The organism is Phenylobacterium sp. (assembly GCF_030697925.1).
GTDB lineage: Bacteria > Pseudomonadota > Alphaproteobacteria > Caulobacterales > Caulobacteraceae > Phenylobacterium.
Genome location: NZ_JAUYOJ010000160.1, coordinates 18,823 through 37,689 on the forward strand (window position 1 = coordinate 18,823; position 18,867 = coordinate 37,689).

18 protein-coding genes are annotated in these 18,867 nt (G+C 69.3%); 5 read left to right on the plus strand and 13 right to left on the minus strand.

Annotated features, from left to right (window positions below):
- Positions 1–2 precede the first annotated feature (2 nt).
- On the plus strand, positions 3–701 hold the full coding sequence (locus Q8Q88_RS15160; protein ID WP_305676025.1) for a pirin family protein: 699 nt from the start codon (positions 3–5) through the stop codon (positions 699–701).
- Positions 702–873: 172 nt separating this feature from the next.
- Positions 874–2,145, plus strand: a complete 1,272-nt coding sequence (locus Q8Q88_RS15165; protein WP_305676026.1) for a DUF418 domain-containing protein — start codon at positions 874–876, stop codon at positions 2,143–2,145.
- Here Q8Q88_RS15165 and Q8Q88_RS15170 read toward each other — a convergent pair.
- Both Q8Q88_RS15170 and Q8Q88_RS15175 read right to left on the minus strand, forming a co-directional pair.
- The gene (locus Q8Q88_RS15170) at positions 2,142–3,125 is read right to left on the minus strand and encodes a nitronate monooxygenase family protein (protein ID WP_305676027.1); all 984 of its coding nucleotides are present in this window, start codon (positions 3,123–3,125) and stop codon (positions 2,142–2,144) included. The genes Q8Q88_RS15165 and Q8Q88_RS15170 overlap by 4 nt on opposite strands.
- Before the next feature lie 82 nt (positions 3,126–3,207).
- Entirely contained in the window at positions 3,208–3,993 is a 786-nt protein-coding gene (locus Q8Q88_RS15175) for an SDR family NAD(P)-dependent oxidoreductase (RefSeq protein ID WP_305676028.1), read from the minus strand.
- A gap of 138 nt (positions 3,994–4,131) precedes the next feature.
- Between Q8Q88_RS15175 and Q8Q88_RS15180 the strand changes: the two genes are divergently transcribed.
- On the plus strand, positions 4,132–4,923 hold the full coding sequence (locus Q8Q88_RS15180) for a glutathione S-transferase family protein (RefSeq protein ID WP_305676029.1): 792 nt from the start codon (positions 4,132–4,134) through the stop codon (positions 4,921–4,923).
- A gap of 47 nt (positions 4,924–4,970) precedes the next feature.
- Positions 4,971–6,143: a CaiB/BaiF CoA-transferase family protein gene (locus Q8Q88_RS15185; protein WP_305676030.1), complete on the plus strand. Its 1,173-nt coding sequence runs from the start codon at positions 4,971–4,973 to the stop codon at positions 6,141–6,143.
- Here the strand turns inward: Q8Q88_RS15185 and Q8Q88_RS15190 are convergent.
- The 8 genes from Q8Q88_RS15190 to Q8Q88_RS15225 all read right to left on the minus strand — a co-directional run bounded on the left by Q8Q88_RS15190 (position 6,140) and on the right by Q8Q88_RS15225 (position 13,914).
- On the minus strand, positions 6,140–6,943 hold the full coding sequence (locus Q8Q88_RS15190) for a sterol desaturase family protein (protein WP_305676031.1): 804 nt from the start codon (positions 6,941–6,943) through the stop codon (positions 6,140–6,142). The two genes, Q8Q88_RS15185 and Q8Q88_RS15190, sit on opposite strands and share 4 nt — an antisense overlap.
- 88 nt (positions 6,944–7,031) lie before the next feature.
- A complete protein-coding gene (locus Q8Q88_RS15195; protein ID WP_305676032.1) occupies positions 7,032–8,111 on the minus strand; it encodes an AraC family transcriptional regulator in 1,080 nt (359 codons plus the stop codon).
- 8 nt (positions 8,112–8,119) lie between these two features.
- Positions 8,120–8,917 carry a 3-hydroxybutyrate dehydrogenase gene (locus Q8Q88_RS15200; RefSeq protein WP_305676033.1) on the minus strand — a complete coding sequence of 266 codons (798 nt, stop codon included), beginning with the start codon at positions 8,915–8,917 and terminating at the stop codon, positions 8,120–8,122.
- A gap of 4 nt (positions 8,918–8,921) precedes the next feature.
- Positions 8,922–9,722, minus strand: a complete 801-nt coding sequence (gene yaaA, locus Q8Q88_RS15205; RefSeq protein WP_305676034.1) for a peroxide stress protein YaaA — start codon at positions 9,720–9,722, stop codon at positions 8,922–8,924.
- Positions 9,723–9,729: 7 nt separating this feature from the next.
- Positions 9,730–11,139, minus strand: a complete 1,410-nt coding sequence (locus tag Q8Q88_RS15210; RefSeq protein WP_305676035.1) for an FAD-binding oxidoreductase — start codon at positions 11,137–11,139, stop codon at positions 9,730–9,732.
- Between the two features lie 22 nt (positions 11,140–11,161).
- Positions 11,162–12,127 (minus strand): L-threonylcarbamoyladenylate synthase, encoded by a 966-nt coding sequence (locus tag Q8Q88_RS15215; RefSeq protein WP_305676036.1) that lies wholly within the window; start codon positions 12,125–12,127, stop codon positions 11,162–11,164.
- Positions 12,058–13,305, minus strand: a complete 1,248-nt coding sequence (locus tag Q8Q88_RS15220) for a YceI family protein (RefSeq protein WP_305676037.1) — start codon at positions 13,303–13,305, stop codon at positions 12,058–12,060. Before Q8Q88_RS15220 ends, Q8Q88_RS15215 begins: the two co-directional genes overlap by 70 nt.
- A gap of 3 nt (positions 13,306–13,308) precedes the next feature.
- Positions 13,309–13,914 (minus strand): YceI family protein, encoded by a 606-nt coding sequence (locus tag Q8Q88_RS15225; protein ID WP_305676038.1) that lies wholly within the window; start codon positions 13,912–13,914, stop codon positions 13,309–13,311.
- Positions 13,915–13,997: 83 nt separating this feature from the next.
- On the opposite strand from Q8Q88_RS15225, the gene Q8Q88_RS15230 reads away from it, so the two are divergent.
- Positions 13,998–15,740 carry an acyl-CoA dehydrogenase gene (locus Q8Q88_RS15230; RefSeq protein WP_305676039.1) on the plus strand — a complete coding sequence of 581 codons (1,743 nt, stop codon included), beginning with the start codon at positions 13,998–14,000 and terminating at the stop codon, positions 15,738–15,740.
- Here Q8Q88_RS15230 and Q8Q88_RS15235 read toward each other — a convergent pair.
- The 3 genes from Q8Q88_RS15235 to Q8Q88_RS15245 all read right to left on the minus strand — a co-directional run bounded on the left by Q8Q88_RS15235 (position 15,737) and on the right by Q8Q88_RS15245 (position 18,772).
- A complete protein-coding gene (locus Q8Q88_RS15235; protein ID WP_305676040.1) occupies positions 15,737–16,969 on the minus strand; it encodes an esterase-like activity of phytase family protein in 1,233 nt (410 codons plus the stop codon). The genes Q8Q88_RS15230 and Q8Q88_RS15235 overlap by 4 nt on opposite strands.
- A 31-nt stretch (positions 16,970–17,000) precedes the next feature.
- Positions 17,001–18,182, minus strand: coding sequence for an amidohydrolase family protein (locus Q8Q88_RS15240; RefSeq protein ID WP_305676041.1), 1,182 nt, complete (start codon positions 18,180–18,182; stop codon positions 17,001–17,003).
- 107 nt (positions 18,183–18,289) lie between these two features.
- The gene (locus tag Q8Q88_RS15245; RefSeq protein WP_305676042.1) at positions 18,290–18,772 is read right to left on the minus strand and encodes a peroxiredoxin; all 483 of its coding nucleotides are present in this window, start codon (positions 18,770–18,772) and stop codon (positions 18,290–18,292) included.
- Positions 18,773–18,867: the final 95 nt, after the last annotated feature.

An 18,867-nucleotide genomic window follows, 5' to 3' on the forward strand; every position in this document is an offset into this window, starting at 1 on the left:
CGATGATCGACCATCGACCCTTTGAAACCCTCGGCGGCGCCAACCATGGCTGGCTCGACGCCAAACACCACTTCTCGTTTTCCGAATACCACGACCCCAAGCGTATGAGCTGGGGCGCCTTGCGGGTCTGGAACGACGACAAGATCGAACCCAATTCCGGCTTCCCGCCGCACCCGCACGCGAACATGGAGATCATCACCTATGTGCGCACCGGGGCGATCACCCACCAGGACAGCCTGGGCAATACCGGCCGCACCGAGGCTGGCGACGTCCAAGTGATGAGCGCGGGCACCGGCATCCGCCACGCGGAATTTAATGTCGAACCCGTCGCCACCACCCTGTTCCAGATCTGGCTGCTGCCGACCAAGGCCGGCGGCGAGCCCTCCTGGGGCGCGCGCCCCTTCCCCAAGGGCGACCGGGCCGGGAAGTTCGTCACCCTGGCCAGCGGCCTCGAGGGCGACACCGACGCCCTTCCGATCCGCGCCGACGGCAGGGTGGTGGCTGCGACGCTGAAGGCCGGCGAGAGCGCCGAGTACCAGCTGGGCGAAGGCCGCTACGCCTATCTGGTCCCGGCCACCGGCTCCATCGAGGTCAACGGCGTCACCGCCAAGGCCCGCGATGGCCTGGCCATCCGTGACGAGAAGACGGTCCGGGTCACCGCCCTGGAAGACGCCGAACTCGTCCTGGTCGACGCCGCCTAAGACCCCAGCCTCGCTCGTTCCTCCCCAGCCCGAGCGAGGCCCACGGCGGGCGGAGGCGTCGCACACACCGCGCCTCCGTCCTGCCGCCCCCGCAAAGAAGAACACCGTCAGTCCAGTTGACACCCCTCCCCCCGGACGCATCCTCGCGCCCGCAACAGGGGTGGGGAACGCCATGTCCATGAGCCAAGCCGCGGCGGGCGACCGTCACGTTTCGATAGACGCCGTGCGTGGGTTCGCCGTGCTGGGCATCCTGCTGATGAACATCGTCGGCATGGGGATGCCGTCCTTCGCCTATATCAACCCGACCTATGCCGGTGGACACACCGGCGCCGACCTGTGGACCTGGGCGGCCAACAACGTCCTCACCGACGGCAAGATGCGCGCCCTCTTCACCATGCTGTTCGGCGCCAGCGCAGTGCTGATCGCCGAGCGCGCCGAGGGCGGCTCGCCAGGCCCGCTACAGACCCATTACCGGCGGCTGTTCTGGCTGTTCGTGATCGGGATGATCCACGCCTACTTCCTGTGGTTCGGCGACATCCTGGTCTGCTACGCCCTGGCCGGGCTGGTCATCTATCCCTTTCGCAAGTTCGACGCCCGAGTACAGATCGGCCTCGGCGTGCTGGTGCTGGCCGCCCTGCTGCTGAAGAACGTCCTGGGCTCCCATGAGCTGGAGGCGCTGCACGCCGCGGCGACCGCGCCGGGCGCCACGGCCGCGGCCCTCAAGGCCTGGCAGGAAGGCTCCATGGCGATCATGGCGCCGCCGGGCATGGCGGCTCAGGAGCTGGCGGGCTTCGGCGGTGGGTTCATGGAGGCGCTCAGCGCCCGCGCCAACATGGCCATGATGCTGCAGACCGTGTTCCTGCCCTCCGACACCCTGCCCGAGGCGATCGGCCAGATGTTCGTGGGCATGGGCCTGTTCCGGGTGGGGTTCTTCACCCTGGGATGGTCGAGCCGGGCCTACGGGGCGATGATCGCCGTGGGCTACCTGATCGGCGCCCCGGTCACCGCCTGGCTGGCCTGGATGATCTGGGCGTCCGGCTTCGAGCCGCTCAAGCTGCACGAACTGGAGGTCTGGCAGTCGGCGACCCGGCCGTTCATCGCCCTGGCCCACGCCAGCCTGCTGCTGCTGATCATCCGCGCCGGGATTCTTCAAAGCCTGGTCGAGCGCCTCGCCGCCGCCGGACGGATGGCGTTCAGCAACTACCTGATGACCTCGATCATCACCAATCTGCTGTTCTGCGGCTACGGCCTGGGCCTCTACGGCAAACTCTCGCGCTTCGAGCAACTCGCCGTGGTGCTCGGCGTCTGGGCCTTCATCCTGCTGTGGAGCAAGCCATGGCTGGCGCGCTTCCAGTACGGGCCGTTCGAATGGTTGTGGCGCTCCCTGGTGCGCTGGCGCCTGCAGCCCTTCGTCCGGCCCGCGCCGGCCACGGCGACCGCCTAGGCGCCGACCGTCCCGGGCGTCCGCAGCTTCGAGGCCCGCTCCAGGGCGGCCTCTGCGTCGGCCACCAGCCGGCGAACGATCTCGCCGGCCGGGAGCACCTCGTGGACCCCGCCCGCCGATTGACCCATGGCGAAGCAGGATTTGTCGGGATCCAGGCCCTCGATCTGACCGCCGATCCCACCCATCACCCCGGCCCGGCTCGACAGCATGGCCTGCATCGGGAAGGCCTGGATGTCCTGCGGCCGGGTCTCCCATTCCTCGACATAGGGATTCTTGCGCACCCGCATGGGCTTGCCGGAGTAGGACCGGGTACGGATGGTGTCCTCGTCGGCCGCCTCCAGGATGGTCTGGCGGTAGAGTTCGCCCGCATGGGCCTCGTCGCTGGCGATGAACCGGGTGCCCATCCAGACGCCGACCGCGCCGAGCGCCAGGGACGCCGCCAGGCCGCGCCCGTCATAGAGGCCGCCCGCGGCCACCACCGGGATCTTCACCGCCTCCACCGCCTGGGCCACAAGCGGCATGGTGCCGACCAGGCCGGTATGGCCGCCGCCCTCCCCGCCCTGGCAGATCACCGCGTCGCAGCCGGCCTGCTCGGCCTTCACCGCATGTTTCACCGCCCCGCAGACCACCATGACCTTGAGGCCGGCCTTTTTGAGCTTTTCCATGATCGGCATGGGCACGCCCAGACCCGCCACGAAGCTGGAGGCGCCTTCCTCGATGATGATCTCCACCGAGGCGGTCAGGCTCTCAGGGCTAGCGGCCAGCAGGTCGACCCCGAACGGCTTGTCGGTGAGCGCCTTCACCTTGCGCATCTCGTCGCGGATGAAGTCGGGCGTACGGCCCGCCATGCCCAGCACACCGTAGCCCCCGGCGTTGGAGACGGCGGCGGCCAGCTCGGCGTAGGAGACGCCTCCCATGCCGGCCAGCATGACGGGGTGCTTCACACCCAGCAGGTCGCAGAGCGGAGTATGCAAGGCCATCGAAATCCTCCCGAATTTTATGCCGGGAAGGATGGCGCCGGGCGCGGGCGATGGAAACCATGACCCGACGTCACCGGCCGGCTCAGAAGATCGCGTAGCCGCCGTCGATCAGGAAGCTGTCGCCGGTGTGGAAGCTGGACGCATCCGAGGCGAGATAGACCGCCATGCCGCCGAAGTCGGCGGGTTTGCCCCAGCGACGGGCCGGCACCCGCTTGATGACCTGGTCGTTGAACTTGTCGTTGCCCTGGGCGCCGGCCGTCATGTCGGTGGCGATCCAGCCTGGCAGGATGGTGTTGGCGCGCACGCCATAGCGGGCATGCTCCACGGCGATGGCGCGGATCATCGAGATCACTGCGCCCTTGGTGGCGGCGTAGGCCTCGTTGCGCGCCGCGCCGTCGACCGCGGAGAGCGAGGAGATCGCCACCAGCGAACCGCCCGCCTTGTCCCCCGATCCGGCCCGCTCGACCATGTGCTTGCAGGCCTCGCGGAAGGTGAAGAACACCCCGTCGAGATTGACCGACAGCACCCGCCGATAGGTCTCTGTGGAGAACTCGGAGAAGGAGGGCGCCCCGCCGCCGACCCCGGCGTTGGCGATCACCGTGTCGACTCGGCCCATCTTGGAGACCGCCTCGACCATGCCGGCCCGGACGGCCTCCTCGTCGGCGACATCGATCACCTGGGTCAGGACGCGGACGCCGGCGTCCCTGAGCCGGTCCTCGGCGGCGGCGTTTTTCTTCGGATTGGAGCCCCAGATCACCACGTCGGCGCCGGCCTGGGCCATGGCCTCGACCATACCGAACCCGATGCCGCCGTTGCCGCCTGTGACCAGCGCCACCTTCCCCGTCAGATCGAATGGCTTATAGGCCATGGCCGCCTCCCTCGTATTTTTCGAACACTTGTTCGGGAGAAGGACCCCCTGACGTGGGGGCCGTCAAGCTGGGGCGAGGCGGAGCGGTTGACTTCCCTGCCGTCCGGGTCGCGCGATGGCGGCGGGAGGACCGCCGCCATGATCACGCTCTACGACCATCCGCTCTCGCCCTACGCTCAGAAGGTCAAGATCGCGCTGCGCGAGAAGGGCCTGGCCTTCGAGACCGTGTCGCCCGGCGGCCTGGGCGCCGGCGGGGCCCAGGGCGAGTTCGTCGCCGCCAGTCCGCGGGCCGAGGTGCCCGCCCTGGTGGATGGCGACGTCTCGGCGTTCGATTCCACTATCATCCTGGAATATCTCGAGGATCGGTATCCCGCCCCGCCGATGCTGCCCGCCTCCCCCGCTGACCGCGCGCGGGTGCGGATGCTGGAAGAGGTGATGGACACCCATTTCGAGGCCATCAACTGGGGCCTATCGGAGATTCGCTGGTTCCGCCGCGCCGAGGGCGAACTGGCCGAGACCCTGCTGGCCAAGGCCGCCAAGCAGACCGCGGGCTTCTTCGCCTGGTTGGAGGGCCAGCTCGGCGACCGGACCTGGTTCAACGGCGAGAGCTTCGGCTGGGGCGACCTGGCGGTGGTCCCCTACCTCAACGGCTCGGTCGGCCACGGCAATCCGCCCGCCAAGGGTTCGAAGCTGTCGAACTGGCTGGCGCGGGCCAACACCCGTCCCTCGGTCGCCGCGACCTCGGAGGAAGCCGCCGGCTCGGCGCGCGCCTCGGCCATGCCCAATGTGGCCGAGCTGGTGGAGAAAGGCCTGTTCAAACGGGAATACCGCGACCATCGCCTGGAATGGATGATCAAGAGCGGCGGCGCCGAGGTGGTCCTGCGCGGCCTGGAGCGCAAGAACATCCGCTTCAGCCCGGACTTCGGCTAGGGCGAAGACCATGCTTTGTTGCGCCGAACATTGAGGTGGAGACCGGGATGCTGCTCGAGGGTTTGAAGGTCGTCGAGATGGCGACCTGGGTGGCGGGGCCGGGCTGCGCCGGGATCATGGCCGACTGGGGCGCGGAGGTGATCAAGGTCGAGAGCCCCGACGGCGACGCCACCCGGGCCTTCTATCCCGACACCGCCGAGAGCCCCGGCAACCCGATCTTCTCCATGGAGAACCGGGGCAAGAAGGGCGTGGTGCTCGACATCGCCAAGCCCGAAGGCCGCCGCGCCCTGATCGCCCTGCTGCGCCAGGCCGACGTCTTCATCACCAATGTGCGGCCGGGCTCCCTGAAGCGTATGGGGCTCGACTATGAGAGCCTGAAGGGTGAGCTGCCGCAACTGATCTATGCCGCGGTCACCGGCTACGGGCTGACCGGGCCGGAAGCCGATGTCCCGGCCTTCGACATCACCGCCTTCTGGACCCGCAGCGGGGTGGCGCGCGCCATGATCCCGCCGGACCAGGAGCCCTTCCCCTCCCGCCCGGGCTTCGGCGACCACACCACAGCGCTGGCCACCCTGTCGGCAGTGCTCGCCGCCGCGCATGAACGCACCGCCACCGGACGCGGCCGGCTGGTGGAGACCAGCCTGATCCGCGCCGGCGCCTACGCCATCAGCTGGGACCTGTCGCTACAGCTCCGCTACGGCCAGGTCGTCACCGCCCAGCCGCGCGATGAGCGCCCGGTCGCCATCTCGGGCTTCTTCCGCACGGGCGACGACCGCTGGGTCTGCATCGTGCCGCGCACGCTCGACTGCTTCACCAACATGATGATCGCGATCGACCGGCCGGAGATCCTCGCCGACGAACGCTACGACCTGCCGATCGAGGACCTGGCGATCGTGCGGGAGGTCCGCGCCATGATTGACGAAGCCTTTGGCGGCATGACCCTGGCCGAGGCCTCCGAGCGCCTCACCGCGGGCGACCTGGCCTGGGCGCCCATGGCCACCCTGGCCGAACTGGCGGAGTCCGACATGGCCCGGGAGGCCGGCTGTTTCGAAACCGTCGCCGACGGCTGGGGCGGCTCGTTCCGCGCCCCCGCCGCCCCGGCCCGCTTCCCGGAAGGCGCACCGCCGGTCGGCCGCCCGGCGCCCAAGCTCGGGGAACACACCCGCGAGGTGCTGGAGGCCGCGGGCCTGAGGCCGGACGAGATCGAGGCGCTGCTTTAGCCGCCGGTCGTCACGGCCCGCCGGAAGATTGGCCGGCGCACGGCTTCAGCAAATCGAACCGCGTAGTCGGGATGCTCGGTGCCCATCCAGCGGTCCCAGTGGGTGAAGTAGAGGCCGTAATTGTAGCCGGCCTGGGCGTGGTGCAGGTCGTGGTGGGTGACGGTGCTCAGCCAGGGCAGCAGCGGCCGGCCGTCGCGGGTCGCGGGGAACAGCTCGTAGCCCGAGTGACCGATGGTGTTGCGCACGATCTGGTGCAGCATGAACAGGCCGGCCACCGGCCAAGCCGTCGGGACTAGGACCATCCAGACCGGTACGAACAGCGCGTTGATCGCCGCCTCACCCAGGTCGAAGCTGTAGGCGGTGAAAGGCGAAGGGTTGTTCGACCGGTGATGGCGCCGGTGGAAGACGCGGAACAACCGCCGGTCGTGGATCATCCGATGGGTCCAGTAGAACCAGGCGTCGTGGGCCAGGACCATGAGGCCGAGGCTCACCCAGAACCAGATGGGTCCCCAGGCCTGGGCGATCCGGGGTCCGGGAAGCCATCCCATCCGTTCCAGGCCGAAGGTCATCAGGCCGACCGTGGAGAAGATGGCGATCGAGCGGACCGAACAGCCGAACTCGGTTAGGAGTTGCCGGGCCGAGGGTGTCTCGTCGCGGATCTTCCGGGCTCTCAGCACTGGCGCCAGCAGAACCCAGAGCACCAGCCAGACGCCGACCGCGAAGACCACATAGCGGGTCAGGTCGGTGCGCATATTGGCCAGCCACTGGAAAATGACGGGCGGCAGGTCGAGTTCGGTCATGTGGCGATCCTCCGGCGAATGCGAGATGCCGCAAGACTGCTGAGGGGACGTCGCGCCGTCTCGCCGATTGCGAAAATGACCAGGGTTTTCAGGTTTCGCCGCGAATTTCGGGAATCGGCGAGTTTCCGGACTGACGCCAGGCGGTGGGGGTCACGCCGGTCGCGGCCTTGAACGCGCGATTGAACGGACCGAGCGAACCGAAGCCGAGATCGTAGGCAATGGACGAGACCGGCTTGCGCGCCTGATCGGGATCGCCCAGCGCCGCCTTGGCCGCCTCGACGCGCCGGGCGTTGACGAAGGCCGCGAAGTTGCGATGGCCCAGGACCCCGTTGATCAGCCGCCGAAGCCGATGCTCCGGCAGTGACAGATTGTCGGCCAGGGCGCCTATGGTCAGGTCCTCGCGCCGCCAGACCTCATCGTCATCCATGGCGCGATAGAGGCGAGCCAGGGCGGCCTCGTCGACGGCCTCGAGGCCTGGAGCGCCCTTCAACGCCTGAGCCGCGGCCGGCCGCTCGCCGCCCAGCAGGGCCGGGTCAAGCCGCAGCAGGGCGAGCGCCCCGGAGATCGCCAGGGCCGCCAGGGCGAAGGCCTGCACCAGGGGCATGGGCGGCTGACGCTCGCCGAAGGCCGCACCGAGGTCCCACGCCGAGATCAGCAGGACATAGGCCGCCGCCGCGCCCATGACCGGCGCCCGCAACCGCCGCCTCTGCTCGACGAGGTCGCCTCGCCAGCCACGCCAGATGACGAAGGCCGCGTGCAACACCAGCAAGATGGCGAAGAGCCCGAAGACGAGCCAGATGGCGCCGCGCACCGGACTGGGGTCGGGTGAGAACCGGCCCGCCAGCCCCAGGACGACGGCGACCACCGGCGGGATCAGCCGCTGCGGCGGCAGCTTGGCGTCGTCGCTGAACAGGGTGACGGCGAAGGCCCAGAACATGCCCGAGCCCAGAACCGAGAGCAGCCAGACCACGGCCTCGACCGGTCCCAGCCGTCCCTGAAGGACCTGGCAATTGGCCAGGGCATGGCCGATGGCGGTCGCGAAGAACACCGCCCCGACCCACCGTGCCGGCGCTGGCTGGCGCGACAGGGCCAAGGCCGCGCCGGTGACCGCGAAGACCCCGATCGCCGCGCCGCGCAGCAGACCGTCAAGGATCAGCGGATCGACCATCGGAGGCCCTAGGTCGCCGTCCAGCCGCCGTCGATGGACAGCGCCGCGCCGGTGGCCGAGGCGCCCATGTCGGAGACCAGGTACAGCAGCATGCCGGCCAGGTGGCCGTACTCGACGAACTGCTTGTTGGGCTGGGCCGCCAGGATCACGTCCTCCATGACCCGGTCCTCGGGGATGCCGCGGGCGATGGCCTGGTCGCCGATCTGCTTCTCGATCAGCGGGGTCTTCACATAGCCGGGGCAGATGGCGTTGGCGGTGATACCGGTGCGGGCCAGCTCCACGCCCAGGCCCTTGGTGAAGCCGACGACGCCGAACTTGGCGGCCACATAGGGCGCCTTGAAGGCCGAGGCGACCAGGCCGTGGGCCGAGGCGATGTTGACGATCCGGCCCCTGCCCTGGGCCTTCATGATCGGAATGGCCGCGCGGCTGGCGTGGAAGGTGGAGGACAGGATCACCGCGATCAGGGCGTCCCACTTCTCGGGCGGGAACTCGTCGACCGGGGCCACGTGCTGGATGCCGGCGTTATTGACCAGGATGTCCAGCCGCCCGAATTCGCGCACCGCATAGTCGATCAGGTCGGTGATCTCCTCGGGCTTGGTCATGTCCGCGCCGTGATACCGGATCGCGGCATTGGTCCGTTCCTGCAGCTTACGGCGGTCGTGCTCGATCTGGGCCGGGTCGCCGAAGCCGTTGAGGACGACGTTCACCCCCTGCTCGGCCAGGGCGCCGGCCAGGGCCTGGCCGATCCCGCTGGTGGAGCCGGTGATGACGGCCACGTGGCCTTGCAGCCCATAGTCGACGGCCATGGCGTCAGTCCTTCTTCTTGCGCAGTTCGGAAACCAGCGGCGGCTGAGGCCGCGAGAACACCCATTCGGTGTCGGTCGAGGCGCTCTTCTGGAACTTGTAGCCCTCGGAATCGAAGGCCCTGAGGTCGGTGGCCCGTTCGATGCGGTGGTCGATGGCGTAGCGGGCCATCAGGCCCCGCGCCTTCTTGGCGTAGAACGAGATGATCTTGGACTCGCCGTCCTTCTCCTCGAAGAACTTGGCGGTCACGAGCGGGAGCTTCAACGCCTTCACGTCGACCGCGCCGAAATATTCCAGGCTGGCGCAGTTCACCAGGGTCGGGTCCTTCTGACCCGCGGCGGCCTCGTTGAGCGCCGTGGCGATCCTGTCGCCCCAGAAGGCGTAGAGGGTCTTGCCGCGTTTGGTCTTCAGCGAGACGCCCATCTCCAGGCGGTAGGGTTGGATGATGTCCAAGGGCCGCAGGACCCCGTACAGGCCCGACAGGATACGCAGGTGGGACTGGGCGTAGGCGAGGCCCTTCTTGTCCAGCTCGCGGGCCTTCAGCCCCGAATAGACGTCGCCATTGAAGGCGAAGGCCGCCTGCAGCCCATCCTCCATGGCCGGATCGAAGGCCTGGAACCGCTCGCGGTTGAGCTGAGCCAGGTTGTCCGACAGATCCATCATCCGCTTCAGGTCGGAGGTCTTGAGCTTCTTGGCGGTCACGGCCAGCTCGGCGATGTCGGCCGCCATTTCCGGTGTGGTCATCGGCAGGGCGGCCGCGGGCGCGGTGAAGTCCAGCGCCTTGGCCGGGGAGATGACGATCAGCATGCGGGGCTCAGAACAGGACTCGCGGATTCATGATCCGCTTCGGATCCAGGCTCTGCCTTATGGCGGAGAGCGCCGCAACCTCGACCGGGCTTTTGTAGCGCCGCGCCTCCTCGGTCTTCATGGAGCCCAGGCCGTGCTCGGCCGAGATCGAGCCGCCCATGGAGGCCACGATGTCGTGGACGATGCGCGAGCCCTCACCACGCCGGGCCGAGTGGACCGCATCGTCGCCGCCGTCGGGGCGGATGATGTCGTAGTGGATATTGCCGTCGCCCATATGGCCGAAGGCGGTGACCCGACAGCCGGGGACAAGGGCCTCCATGGCCGCTGTGGCCTGCGCGAGGAAGTCGGCGACGCGGCTCACCGGCACCGAGATATCATGCTTCCAGGTGGCGCCCTCGGGTTTCTGGCCCGGCGACTGGTTCTCGCGGATCGACCACAGCGCCTTGGCCTGGGCCTGGGTCTGGGCGACCACCGCGTCGCGGACCAGGCCGTCCTCGAGGCCCCCGGACAACAGCCGCTCCAGGGCCGCCTCGGCTGCGCCGGGCTCGCCCGAGGCGATCTCGATCAGCACATACCAGGGATGAATCTCGGCCAGCGGATCGCGCTGGTCGGGGATGTTTTTCAGCACGAACTCGATCCCGCGCCGGCCCATCAGCTCGAAGGCCTCGACCCCCGTCCCGGCGGTGTCCTTGGCGCGGACCAGCAGGTCGAGCGCGGCCTGGGGCGTGTCCACGGCGGCGATGGCGGTGGCGCGGGAGACCAGGACCGGGAAGAGCTTCAGGCTGGCAGCGGTGACTACGCCCAGCGTGCCCTCGGCGCCGATCAGCAGCTGCTTGAGGTCATAGCCGGTATTGTCCTTGCGCAGGCGCTTGAGGCCATTCCAGACCTCGCCATTGGGCAGCACCGCCTCCAGGCCCAGGACCAGCTCGCGGGTGTTCCCGTAGCGCAGGACCGCGGTGCCGCCGGCATTGGTGGAGACCACCCCTCCAATGGTCGCGGTGCCCTCGGACGCCAGGTCCAGGGGAAAGCGCCGGCCCTTGGCGAGCGCCGCCTCATGCACCGCCGCCAGGGTCACTCCGGCTTCGGCGACGATCACGTCGTCGAAAGCGTCGATGTCGCGGATGGTCCGCAGGCGCTCGGTGGACAGCAGGATCTCTCCCAGCGGGATCTGGCCGCCGACCAGGCCGGTATTGCCGCCCTGGGGGGTGATCGGCACGCCGGCCTCGAAACAGATCCCCACGACGGCGGCGACGTCCTGGGTGGATTTCGGCAGGGCCAGGAAGGGCGTCTCGCCGACCCAGCGGTCGCGCCATTCGACCAGCTTGGGCGCCAGCCGCTCGGGGTCCTGGCTCCAGCCGCCTTCGCCCAGCACGGCCTTGAGGCGCGAGAGCACATCGGCGGGGACGGAGATGGTCATGCCCTAGCCTAGCCCCTCGCCCCTAGCCGACAAAGCCCGCCGCGCGCTTCAGCCGGTCGTTTATCGCCTCGCCAAGGCCCTCGTGCGGGATGGGGGCCACGGCGATGGCGGCGGGATCGGTGCGATCGGCTTCACGGAGGTAGCTGAACAGGTTCGCGGCGGCTTCGCGCAGGTCGCCGGCGGGGCTGAGGTTCCAGCGGTGCTCGCCGGGACCGAAGGCCAGATAGGCCTCGCCAGGCTCAGGCGTCGAAACCTCCAGTCGCACCGGGGCCTTGGGCGAATAGTGGCGCGCCAAGCGGCCCGGCGAGCGCCTGGCGTCGGCCTCCGCCTCGGCCAACGGACCGATCAGGGCCTCGATCTGCGCGCGGGTCACCGCGCCCGGCCGCAGCAGGCGTGGTGTGTCCAGCAGAGCGACCACGGTGGACTCCAGGCCGATCTCGCAGGGGCCGCCGTCGAGAGAAGCTTCCGCCTTGGCGCCGGTCTCCTCCATGGCGTCGGCATAGGTGGTCGGGCTTGGACGGCCGGAGCGGTTGGCGGAGGGGGCGACCACCGGCCCGCCGAACGCGGTCAGCAGGGCGCGGGCCAGGGGATGAGCCGGCACCCGCAGGGCGACGGTGTCGAGGCCGGCGCGGGCCAGGTCGCAGACCACGGTGTCGGGTCGGATCGGCAGGACCAGGGTCAGCGGCCCCGGCCAGAAGGCCTGGGCCAGCCGCCGCGCTCGGTCGTCGAACACCGCCAGGGTCTCGGCCGTGGCCAGGTCGGCCACGTGGCTGATCAGCGGGTTGAACCTCGGCCGGCCCTTGGCCTCGAAGATCGCCGCCACGGCGGCGGGATCGGCGGCGTTCCCGGCCAGGCCATAGACGGTCTCAGTGGGCAGGATGACAAGCTCGCCGGCGCGCAGGGCCCGCGCCGCGGCGGCTAGCGCCGCCTCGCCGTGAGGTCCACGCTGATCGTGACCTTGGCCGGTATCTGGTCTGTGTTCGTCCACTCGCCCTGCCCGACGCCGAAGGCCGTTCGGTCGAGGCTGGTTACACCGGTGAGCCGCGCCGTGTCGCCGTCGATCTTCAGGGTGAAGGGCAGGCGGAGCGGCTTGGTCGCCCCGCGCAGGGTCAGCTCGCCTTCAGCGACATAGCGATCCGTGCCGGTCTTGCGGAACCGCCGGGCGGCGAACACGGCCTTGGGATGGGACGCCGCGTCGAACCAGTCGCCGCTGGGCAGCACCTCGTCACGCTGGCTGTCGCCGGTGTCGGCGGAGGCGACCTCGATCTCCACCCGGACGTTGGAGCGGTCCAGGGCGTCGGGGTCGAACACGATGTCGGCGCGCCAGCGCTGGAACCTGCCCTCGATGGGCGTTCCGCTGAAGGCCGTGGCGAAGCCGAGCGTCGAGCCCGGCGCGACGGCCCAGCGGCTGGGCTCACCTGGAACCGTCGGAGCCGCGACGGGGGCCGGCGTTGCGGTCGCTGGGGTCAACGCCGCGACAGGCGCGGCGGCCGGGGCAAGTCTCGAGACCGGGACGGGCGGCGATACCAGGAAGCCCGTCGTCGTGATTGCGCCGGCGGCCAGGAGGATGGCGACCAGTCGCGGCTCCAGCCAGCGGCCGGCCTTGGCGCCGGGCGCCATGCGAGCCAGCACCGGCTCGTCGCGGGAGAAGAGCTGATGCTTCAGGGCGCCGGCCACGTGCAGGGCCAGCAAGCCCCAGGCGGTCCAGGCGAGCGACTTGTGGACCCCGTAGGCCACGAGGTTCCAGGCGCTCTTGGCCGGGGCGGCCAGCTCCGCCAGGCCAGGGACGTGGGGCCAGGGGACCACCCCATAGAGCAGGGTCGGGATGGTGATCTTGCTGGTGGAGACCACGACCCAGCCGCTCAACGGCAGGCCGATCATGATGACGTAGAAGCCCCAGTGGGTGGCGACCGCCAGCCGTCGTTCCCACGGCGCGAGGGTCTCGGGCTCCGGCGGGGGCCGGTGGGTCAGGCGCCAGGCGAGCCGCGCGAGGCTGAGGGCCAGGATGGTGACGCCCACCGACTTGTGGAGCTGGATGAGACTGAAGCCTTCCAGGGTGGTCCTCAGCCCATGGCCGCGCCAGCCGAGGATGAGCTGGAAGACGATAGCGGCGGCGATCAGCCAGTGGAGGACGATCGCGACCAGGCTGTAGCGGTCCCGAGTCACGCGCTACTTCTTCACGAACTCGACCTCGAACGCGAGGTCCAGATCGTCGCCTGCCACGCTGCTCATGGTGGTCAGGCCGAAATCCGAGCGCTTGATGCGGGTGCTCCCCGAAAAGCCCATCCGCGTGCCGGCGCCCAGCAGGCCCGGTCCGACCCCGTTGAACACCACGTCCAGGTCCACCGGCTTGGTCACGCCCAGGAAGGTCAGGTCGCCGCGGACAACGCCCTTGGCCGGCTCTCCCTCCACCTTGGTGGCGGCGAAGGTGATGGTCGGGTGCTTGCCGACGTCCAGATAGCTTGAGCCCGTCAGGGTTTTGTCGAAGCCCGGCACATTGGTGCGCAGGGAGGCCGCGTCGACGGTGATGGTCGCCTGGGTCGCGCTCCAGTTGGCGGGATCATAGGTGAAGCCGCCCGCCAGCTTTTCGAACCGGATGATGAACTTCGAAAACCCGCCCATGTGCGGGACCTTGACCAGCAGGCTGGCGTGGCGCGGATCCAGCGCATAGTCGCCGGCCGGGACGCGGGCCGGGTCCTGGGTGGTGGGATCGGCGACCGCCTGGCCGGCCAGGGCAAGGCCGAGAGCGATTGCGGCGAGCATGGTCCTGACCATGGCGGCTCCCTGGCGTGCTGACGCGGCTGGCTTGGCCGCTCCCTTAGCTTAGCCTAGAACGCGCCAGCAATAAGGAGTTCCCGATGACCTTCCGCGCCCCGGTTCGCGATCTCGCGCTCGCCCTTCGGACCGCCGGTCACCCGGCTCTGGTTGGCCAAGCCTTCCCCGAACTGGACGACGACACCGTCGCCGCGGTGCTGGAGGCCGCGGGAGCCTTCGTGGAAAGCGAGCTGGCGCCCCTGAACCGCAAGGGCGATCAGGTCGGCGCGCGCTTCGAGAACGGGGTGGTCAGCGCGGCGCCCGGCTTCGCAGCGGCCTACCAGGCCTTCGTGGCCGGCGGTTGGAACTCGCTGTCAGCCGATCCCGAGCACGGCGGCCAGGGCTTGACCAAGGCCATGGAGCTGGCGGTGTTCGAGATGGTCCACGCCTCGAACATGGCCTTCGGCCTTTGCCCCATGCTGACCCAGGGCGCCATCGAGGCCCTCGACCTGCACGGGACCGAGCGCCAGAAGCGGCTGGTCCTGCCCAAGCTGGTCTCCGGCGAATGGACCGGCACCATGAACCTGACCGAGCCGCAGGCCGGTTCGGACCTGGCCGCCGTCACCACCCGGGCCGAGCCGGACGGTGAGGGCGGCTATCGCCTGCACGGCCAGAAGATCTTCATCACCTGGGGCGACCACGACGCGGCGGATAATATCTGCCACCTGGTCCTGGCCCGCCTGCCCGACGCACCGCCCGGCGTGAAGGGCATCTCGCTCTTCCTGGCCACCAAGCGGCTGGTCGAGGACGACGGCGGGCTGGGGATAGCCAACGACCTGCGCCCCGGCTCCATCGAGCACAAGCTGGGCATCCACGGCTCGCCCACCTGCGTCATGCTGTTCGAAGGCGCCAAGGCCGAGCTGGTCGGCGAGGTGAACAACGGCATCGCCCATATGTTCGTGATGATGAACGCCGCGCGCCTGCAGGTCGGCGTCCAAGGCGTGGCCATCGCCGAGCGCGCCTTCCAGCAGGCGCTCGCCTTCAGCCAGGAGCGTCGCCAGGGCCGCGCGGCCTGGTCCGCCGACGGCGCGATCTACGGCCACCCCGACGTGCGCCGCACCCTGCTGATGATGAAGGCCAAGATCGAGGCCGCCCGCGCCATCTGCCTGACCACGGGGGTCTGCGCCGACCTGGCCAAGCTGGCCCCCACCGAGGCCGAGCGGACCACCGCCCGCCAGCGCCAGGAACTGCTGACCCCCATCGCCAAGGCCTGGTCCACCGACATCGGAGTCGAGGTCGCCTCCCTGGGGGTGCAGGTCCACGGCGGCATGGGCTTCATCGAGGAGACCGGCGCGGCCCAGCACTATCGCGACGCCCGCATCGCCCCGATCTACGAAGGCACCAACGGCATCCAGGCCATCGATCTCGTGGGCCGCAAGGTCCCGATGGAGGGCGGCGGGGTCATGGACGCCCTGTGCGCGGAGATGCACGCCTCGGTCGAAGATCTGGCCGCCGCCCCGGGTCTCGCGGCCGTGGCCGCACGGCTCGACGCCGGGATCGCGGCCCTGGAACGGGCCACCGACTGGCTGCTGCAGAACAAGGGGACCAACGCCCTTGCAGCCGCGACGCCCTACCTGAAGCTGGCCGGCGACGTGATCGGCGGCTGGATGCTGGCCCGCCAGGCGCTGGCCACGGCGGCCGGCTCCGATGATTGGTCGCAGAGCAAGTCAGCGCTCGCCCGCCTCTATGCCGGCCAGGTCCTGGCCCAGGCGCCGGGCTTGGCGGATGGCGTGATGGACGGCGCCGGCGACCTGGAAGGCGTCACCGCCCACGCCTTGGGCGGTTAGGCCAGAACTGGATCGTCGAAGGTCACCCGGAAGAAGGCGGTCTCCACCCCTTCGATGCCGAAGTCGTTATCGTTGACGAGGATCAGCTCGCGATCCGAAAGCACCGCCATGCCCTCCAAGTCCGGGGCGATGTCCCTCGCCTCGTCGGTGGAAAAGACCAGGGTCTTGGCCAGCGGCCGCAGGCCGATCCCCGCGAAGTCGCCGGGATCGATCTCCTCCAAGGTGGGCCGGGTCTCTATGTCCAGGTGTTCGGGCGGCGTCTCGAACCCCGCCAGATCGACTCGGTAGATCTTGGCCGTCCGGGAGATCCGCTCCAGCACCAGCAGCCGGTCGGGACCGATCCAGGTCAGCTCGCAGATCTTCAGGTCCCGGCGCTTGACGTCGCCTTCCCTGGCGTCCCGCTCGAAGCTGCGCGGCCGATCGAAGGGGTAGAGGTACTGGCCGACCACCCGCCCCGTGGCCGCATCCAGCTTCCAGATCCTCGCGTGGCGCGCGGTGTCGTCGGCCGCCTTGTCCGGATGGGCGAGCGGGCTCTGGAAGGCGGTATAGAGCCAGGCGCCGTCGGCCGAGGCGGCCACCGACTCGAAGCCGCGATTGAGCCGCCGCCTCGCGGCGATGGCCGGCAGGACGGGTGTCAGCGGCGGATCGCAGTGGCCGGTCACACCCTCGGGGACCCAGCGTGCGGTCACCATCCCATCCGGCGCGACCTTCATCAGCGAGGGACCGTATTCCTCCGCCGCCCAGAAGCTGCCGTCGGCCAGGACGGCCAGGCCCTCGGTGTCAGCCCCGCCATCGGCCTCGCGCAATGTCCCGTCGAGGTCGAAGGTCGGCTCCATCTCCGCCTCGCCCCCGCCTGGCAGGGGCAAGCCCGAGAGCGGGCGTCCGTCAGAGCGCCGCAGCGGTATGGCGCGGACGAACGCGATGTCCCTCCCTACGACCTGCAGCTCGGCGATGGTCGGACCGACATCGGGCAAGGGCATGATCTTGGCGCCCTCGATGTCGGCCAGTCGCTCCAGGTGGTTGAGACCATAGTCCTTCACCGCCGCCTTGATCTTGAGGTTGGGTCCTCGGTCGCCGATGGCCCAGAGCCTGTCGGGCGGATCGCCCGGCGCCCGCGCCAGGCCTGAACTGAGCCCCAGGGTCACCCGCAGCACGCCGCGCGGCAGCGGGATCTCCGCCAGCAGATGATCGCGCCACCCGAGCCGTTCGACCTTGTAGCCGCCTGTCATGGCGCCATTGGCGCAGGCGGCGCGGCTTTGTCTAGGCCGCCGCCAGCCCGGGCGCGTCGTGCAGGGCCGGATCCAGGCCGCGCCCCATCAGGTCGATGAAGTTGTCGCGGTAGAAGGCCCGCTTGGCCCGATCCGAGGCGCCCTCCAGCGCGTCGTTGAAGCGTTTCAGCGGATTGCGGCCGCCCTCGATGTGCGGGAAGTCGGACGAGAACAGGCACATCTCCTCGCCCGAATTGGCGATGATCCAGGCGGTGTCCTCGTACGGATAGGGGGTGGCGCGGAACTGGCGGCGCAGGATCTCGCTGGGCTTGGCCGAGAGCCGTTGCAAGCGCTCCTCCTTGCCGAAGGCCGCGGCGCCGGAATCCATGAACCGCATCAGGCTGGGCAGCCATGAGGCGCCCAGCTCGATGGCCCCAAACTTCAGCCGCGGGAACCGGTCGAACACCCCGTCGATCACCAGGGCCGACAGGGTCTGCCAGAGCGACAGCGGGATGGCCATGAAGGTGAGCGAGGTGAAGTTCTCCGCCCCGCCGTGGAAGTCCAGCACCTGGGGACCGCCGTTGACCAGGTAGTCCTTGTGCATCTTCTCCTCGCCGCCGACGTGGAAGAGGATCGGGATGCCGGCCTCCTGGACCACCGCCCACAGGGGATCGAGGTCGATGTGGCTGGGCGAATGGCCCCTAGGGTGGCGCGAGGGGATGATGATGCCCTTGCAGCCCATGGCGATGGCTTCGCGGGCGATCTGCGGCGCGCGGGCCATGTCGATCAGCGGCACATAGCCGGTGGCCAGCAGCCGGCGGTCCACGGAGCAGAACTCGCTCATCATCCGGTTGTGGGCGCGGGCGGCCTCCACGGCGAGATCGGCCTCGCCCATCTCCTCGAGACCGTAATTGCTGAGCGAGGCGGTGGTGAAGACCAGCTGGCTGGCGAAGCCGAACAGGTCCAGCGCCTTGGGCCGGTCCTGGCTGCGGAAGGCGCCGAGCGCCTGGTAGTTCTTGCGCAGCAGCAGGTTGGCCTCGTCGCCGGCCCGGAACTCCGGATCCTCCTGCTGGGCCGCGGCCTTCTCGAACCACTCGGGCAGCACGTCCTTCTTGCCGGTCGCCTCGACGAAGGCCGCGCGGACCTTGGGGTCCAGATAGCGGTGCAGCGTGCCCGGCAGCTCCATGACATGGCTGTCGGCGTCATGGATGGTCTGGCCTTCGACATAGGGCATGGCGTCCTCCCGGCGATCTTGTGGTCGCTCGGCGCGAAGTGTGCGGACGCCACGATACCGGAGTCAAGAAAGCCGGAGGCGCTGGTCGGCGCCTCCGCCTCGTCGACCTAGAGTTGGGCCAGCAGATAGTCCGCGGCCGAGACCTTGAACTCGCCGCCCTGCTCCACGTTGAGCTCCTTCACCACGCCGTCGTCGACCAGCATGGAATAGCGCTGCGAGCGCGCGCCCATGCCGAACTTGGAGCCGTCCATGTCCAGGCCCACGGCCTTGGTGAAATCGCCGTTGCCGTCGCCCAGCATGATGATGTCGTCGCCCACGCCCTGGTTCTCGCCCCAGGCCTTCATGACGAAGGCGTCGTTGACCGACAGGCAGACGATGCTGTCGACGCCCTTGGCGCGGAAATCGGCCACGTGCTCCTTGAAGCCCGGCAGGTGGCGGGCCGAGCAGGTGGGGGTGAAGGCGCCGGGCACGGCGAACAAAGCGACCTTCTTGCCGGCGAACACGTCGTCGGTGGTCATGGGCCGCGGGCCCTCGGCCGTGCCGGCGGCGAAGGTGGCGGCGGGCAGCTTGTCGCCGACTTTGATGGTCATCTTGCTTTCTCCCGAATGAAGTTGTGCAGCAGATAACGCGGATGCGTTCGTCTTCAACGCCCTTATCTCGCATCCAGGCTTGAAAGCGCCGCGTT

What these genes read in the sequence shown, in the direction of transcription:
- Q8Q88_RS15160 (WP_305676025.1), top strand. Translation starts at nt 3, where the DNA reads ATGATCGACCATCGACCCTTTGAAACCCTCGGCGGCGCCAACCATGGC.
- Q8Q88_RS15165 (WP_305676026.1), top strand. Translation starts at nt 874, where the DNA reads ATGTCCATGAGCCAAGCCGCGGCGGGCGACCGTCACGTTTCGATAGAC.
- Q8Q88_RS15170 (WP_305676027.1), bottom strand. Translation starts at nt 3,125, where the DNA reads ATGGCCTTGCATACTCCGCTCTGCGACCTGCTGGGTGTGAAGCACCCC.
- Q8Q88_RS15175 (WP_305676028.1), bottom strand. Translation starts at nt 3,993, where the DNA reads ATGGCCTATAAGCCATTCGATCTGACGGGGAAGGTGGCGCTGGTCACA.
- Q8Q88_RS15180 (WP_305676029.1), top strand. Translation starts at nt 4,132, where the DNA reads ATGATCACGCTCTACGACCATCCGCTCTCGCCCTACGCTCAGAAGGTC.
- Q8Q88_RS15185 (WP_305676030.1), top strand. Translation starts at nt 4,971, where the DNA reads ATGCTGCTCGAGGGTTTGAAGGTCGTCGAGATGGCGACCTGGGTGGCG.
- Q8Q88_RS15190 (WP_305676031.1), bottom strand. Translation starts at nt 6,943, where the DNA reads ATGACCGAACTCGACCTGCCGCCCGTCATTTTCCAGTGGCTGGCCAAT.
- Q8Q88_RS15195 (WP_305676032.1), bottom strand. Translation starts at nt 8,111, where the DNA reads ATGGTCGATCCGCTGATCCTTGACGGTCTGCTGCGCGGCGCGGCGATC.
- Q8Q88_RS15200 (WP_305676033.1), bottom strand. Translation starts at nt 8,917, where the DNA reads ATGGCCGTCGACTATGGGCTGCAAGGCCACGTGGCCGTCATCACCGGC.
- yaaA (WP_305676034.1), bottom strand. Translation starts at nt 9,722, where the DNA reads ATGCTGATCGTCATCTCCCCGGCCAAGGCGCTGGACTTCACCGCGCCC.
- Q8Q88_RS15210 (WP_305676035.1), bottom strand. Translation starts at nt 11,139, where the DNA reads ATGACCATCTCCGTCCCCGCCGATGTGCTCTCGCGCCTCAAGGCCGTG.
- Q8Q88_RS15225 (WP_305676038.1), bottom strand. Translation starts at nt 13,914, where the DNA reads ATGGTCAGGACCATGCTCGCCGCAATCGCTCTCGGCCTTGCCCTGGCC.
- Q8Q88_RS15230 (WP_305676039.1), top strand. Translation starts at nt 13,998, where the DNA reads ATGACCTTCCGCGCCCCGGTTCGCGATCTCGCGCTCGCCCTTCGGACC.
- Q8Q88_RS15235 (WP_305676040.1), bottom strand. Translation starts at nt 16,969, where the DNA reads ATGACAGGCGGCTACAAGGTCGAACGGCTCGGGTGGCGCGATCATCTG.
- Q8Q88_RS15240 (WP_305676041.1), bottom strand. Translation starts at nt 18,182, where the DNA reads ATGCCCTATGTCGAAGGCCAGACCATCCATGACGCCGACAGCCATGTC.
- Q8Q88_RS15245 (WP_305676042.1), bottom strand. Translation starts at nt 18,772, where the DNA reads ATGACCATCAAAGTCGGCGACAAGCTGCCCGCCGCCACCTTCGCCGCC.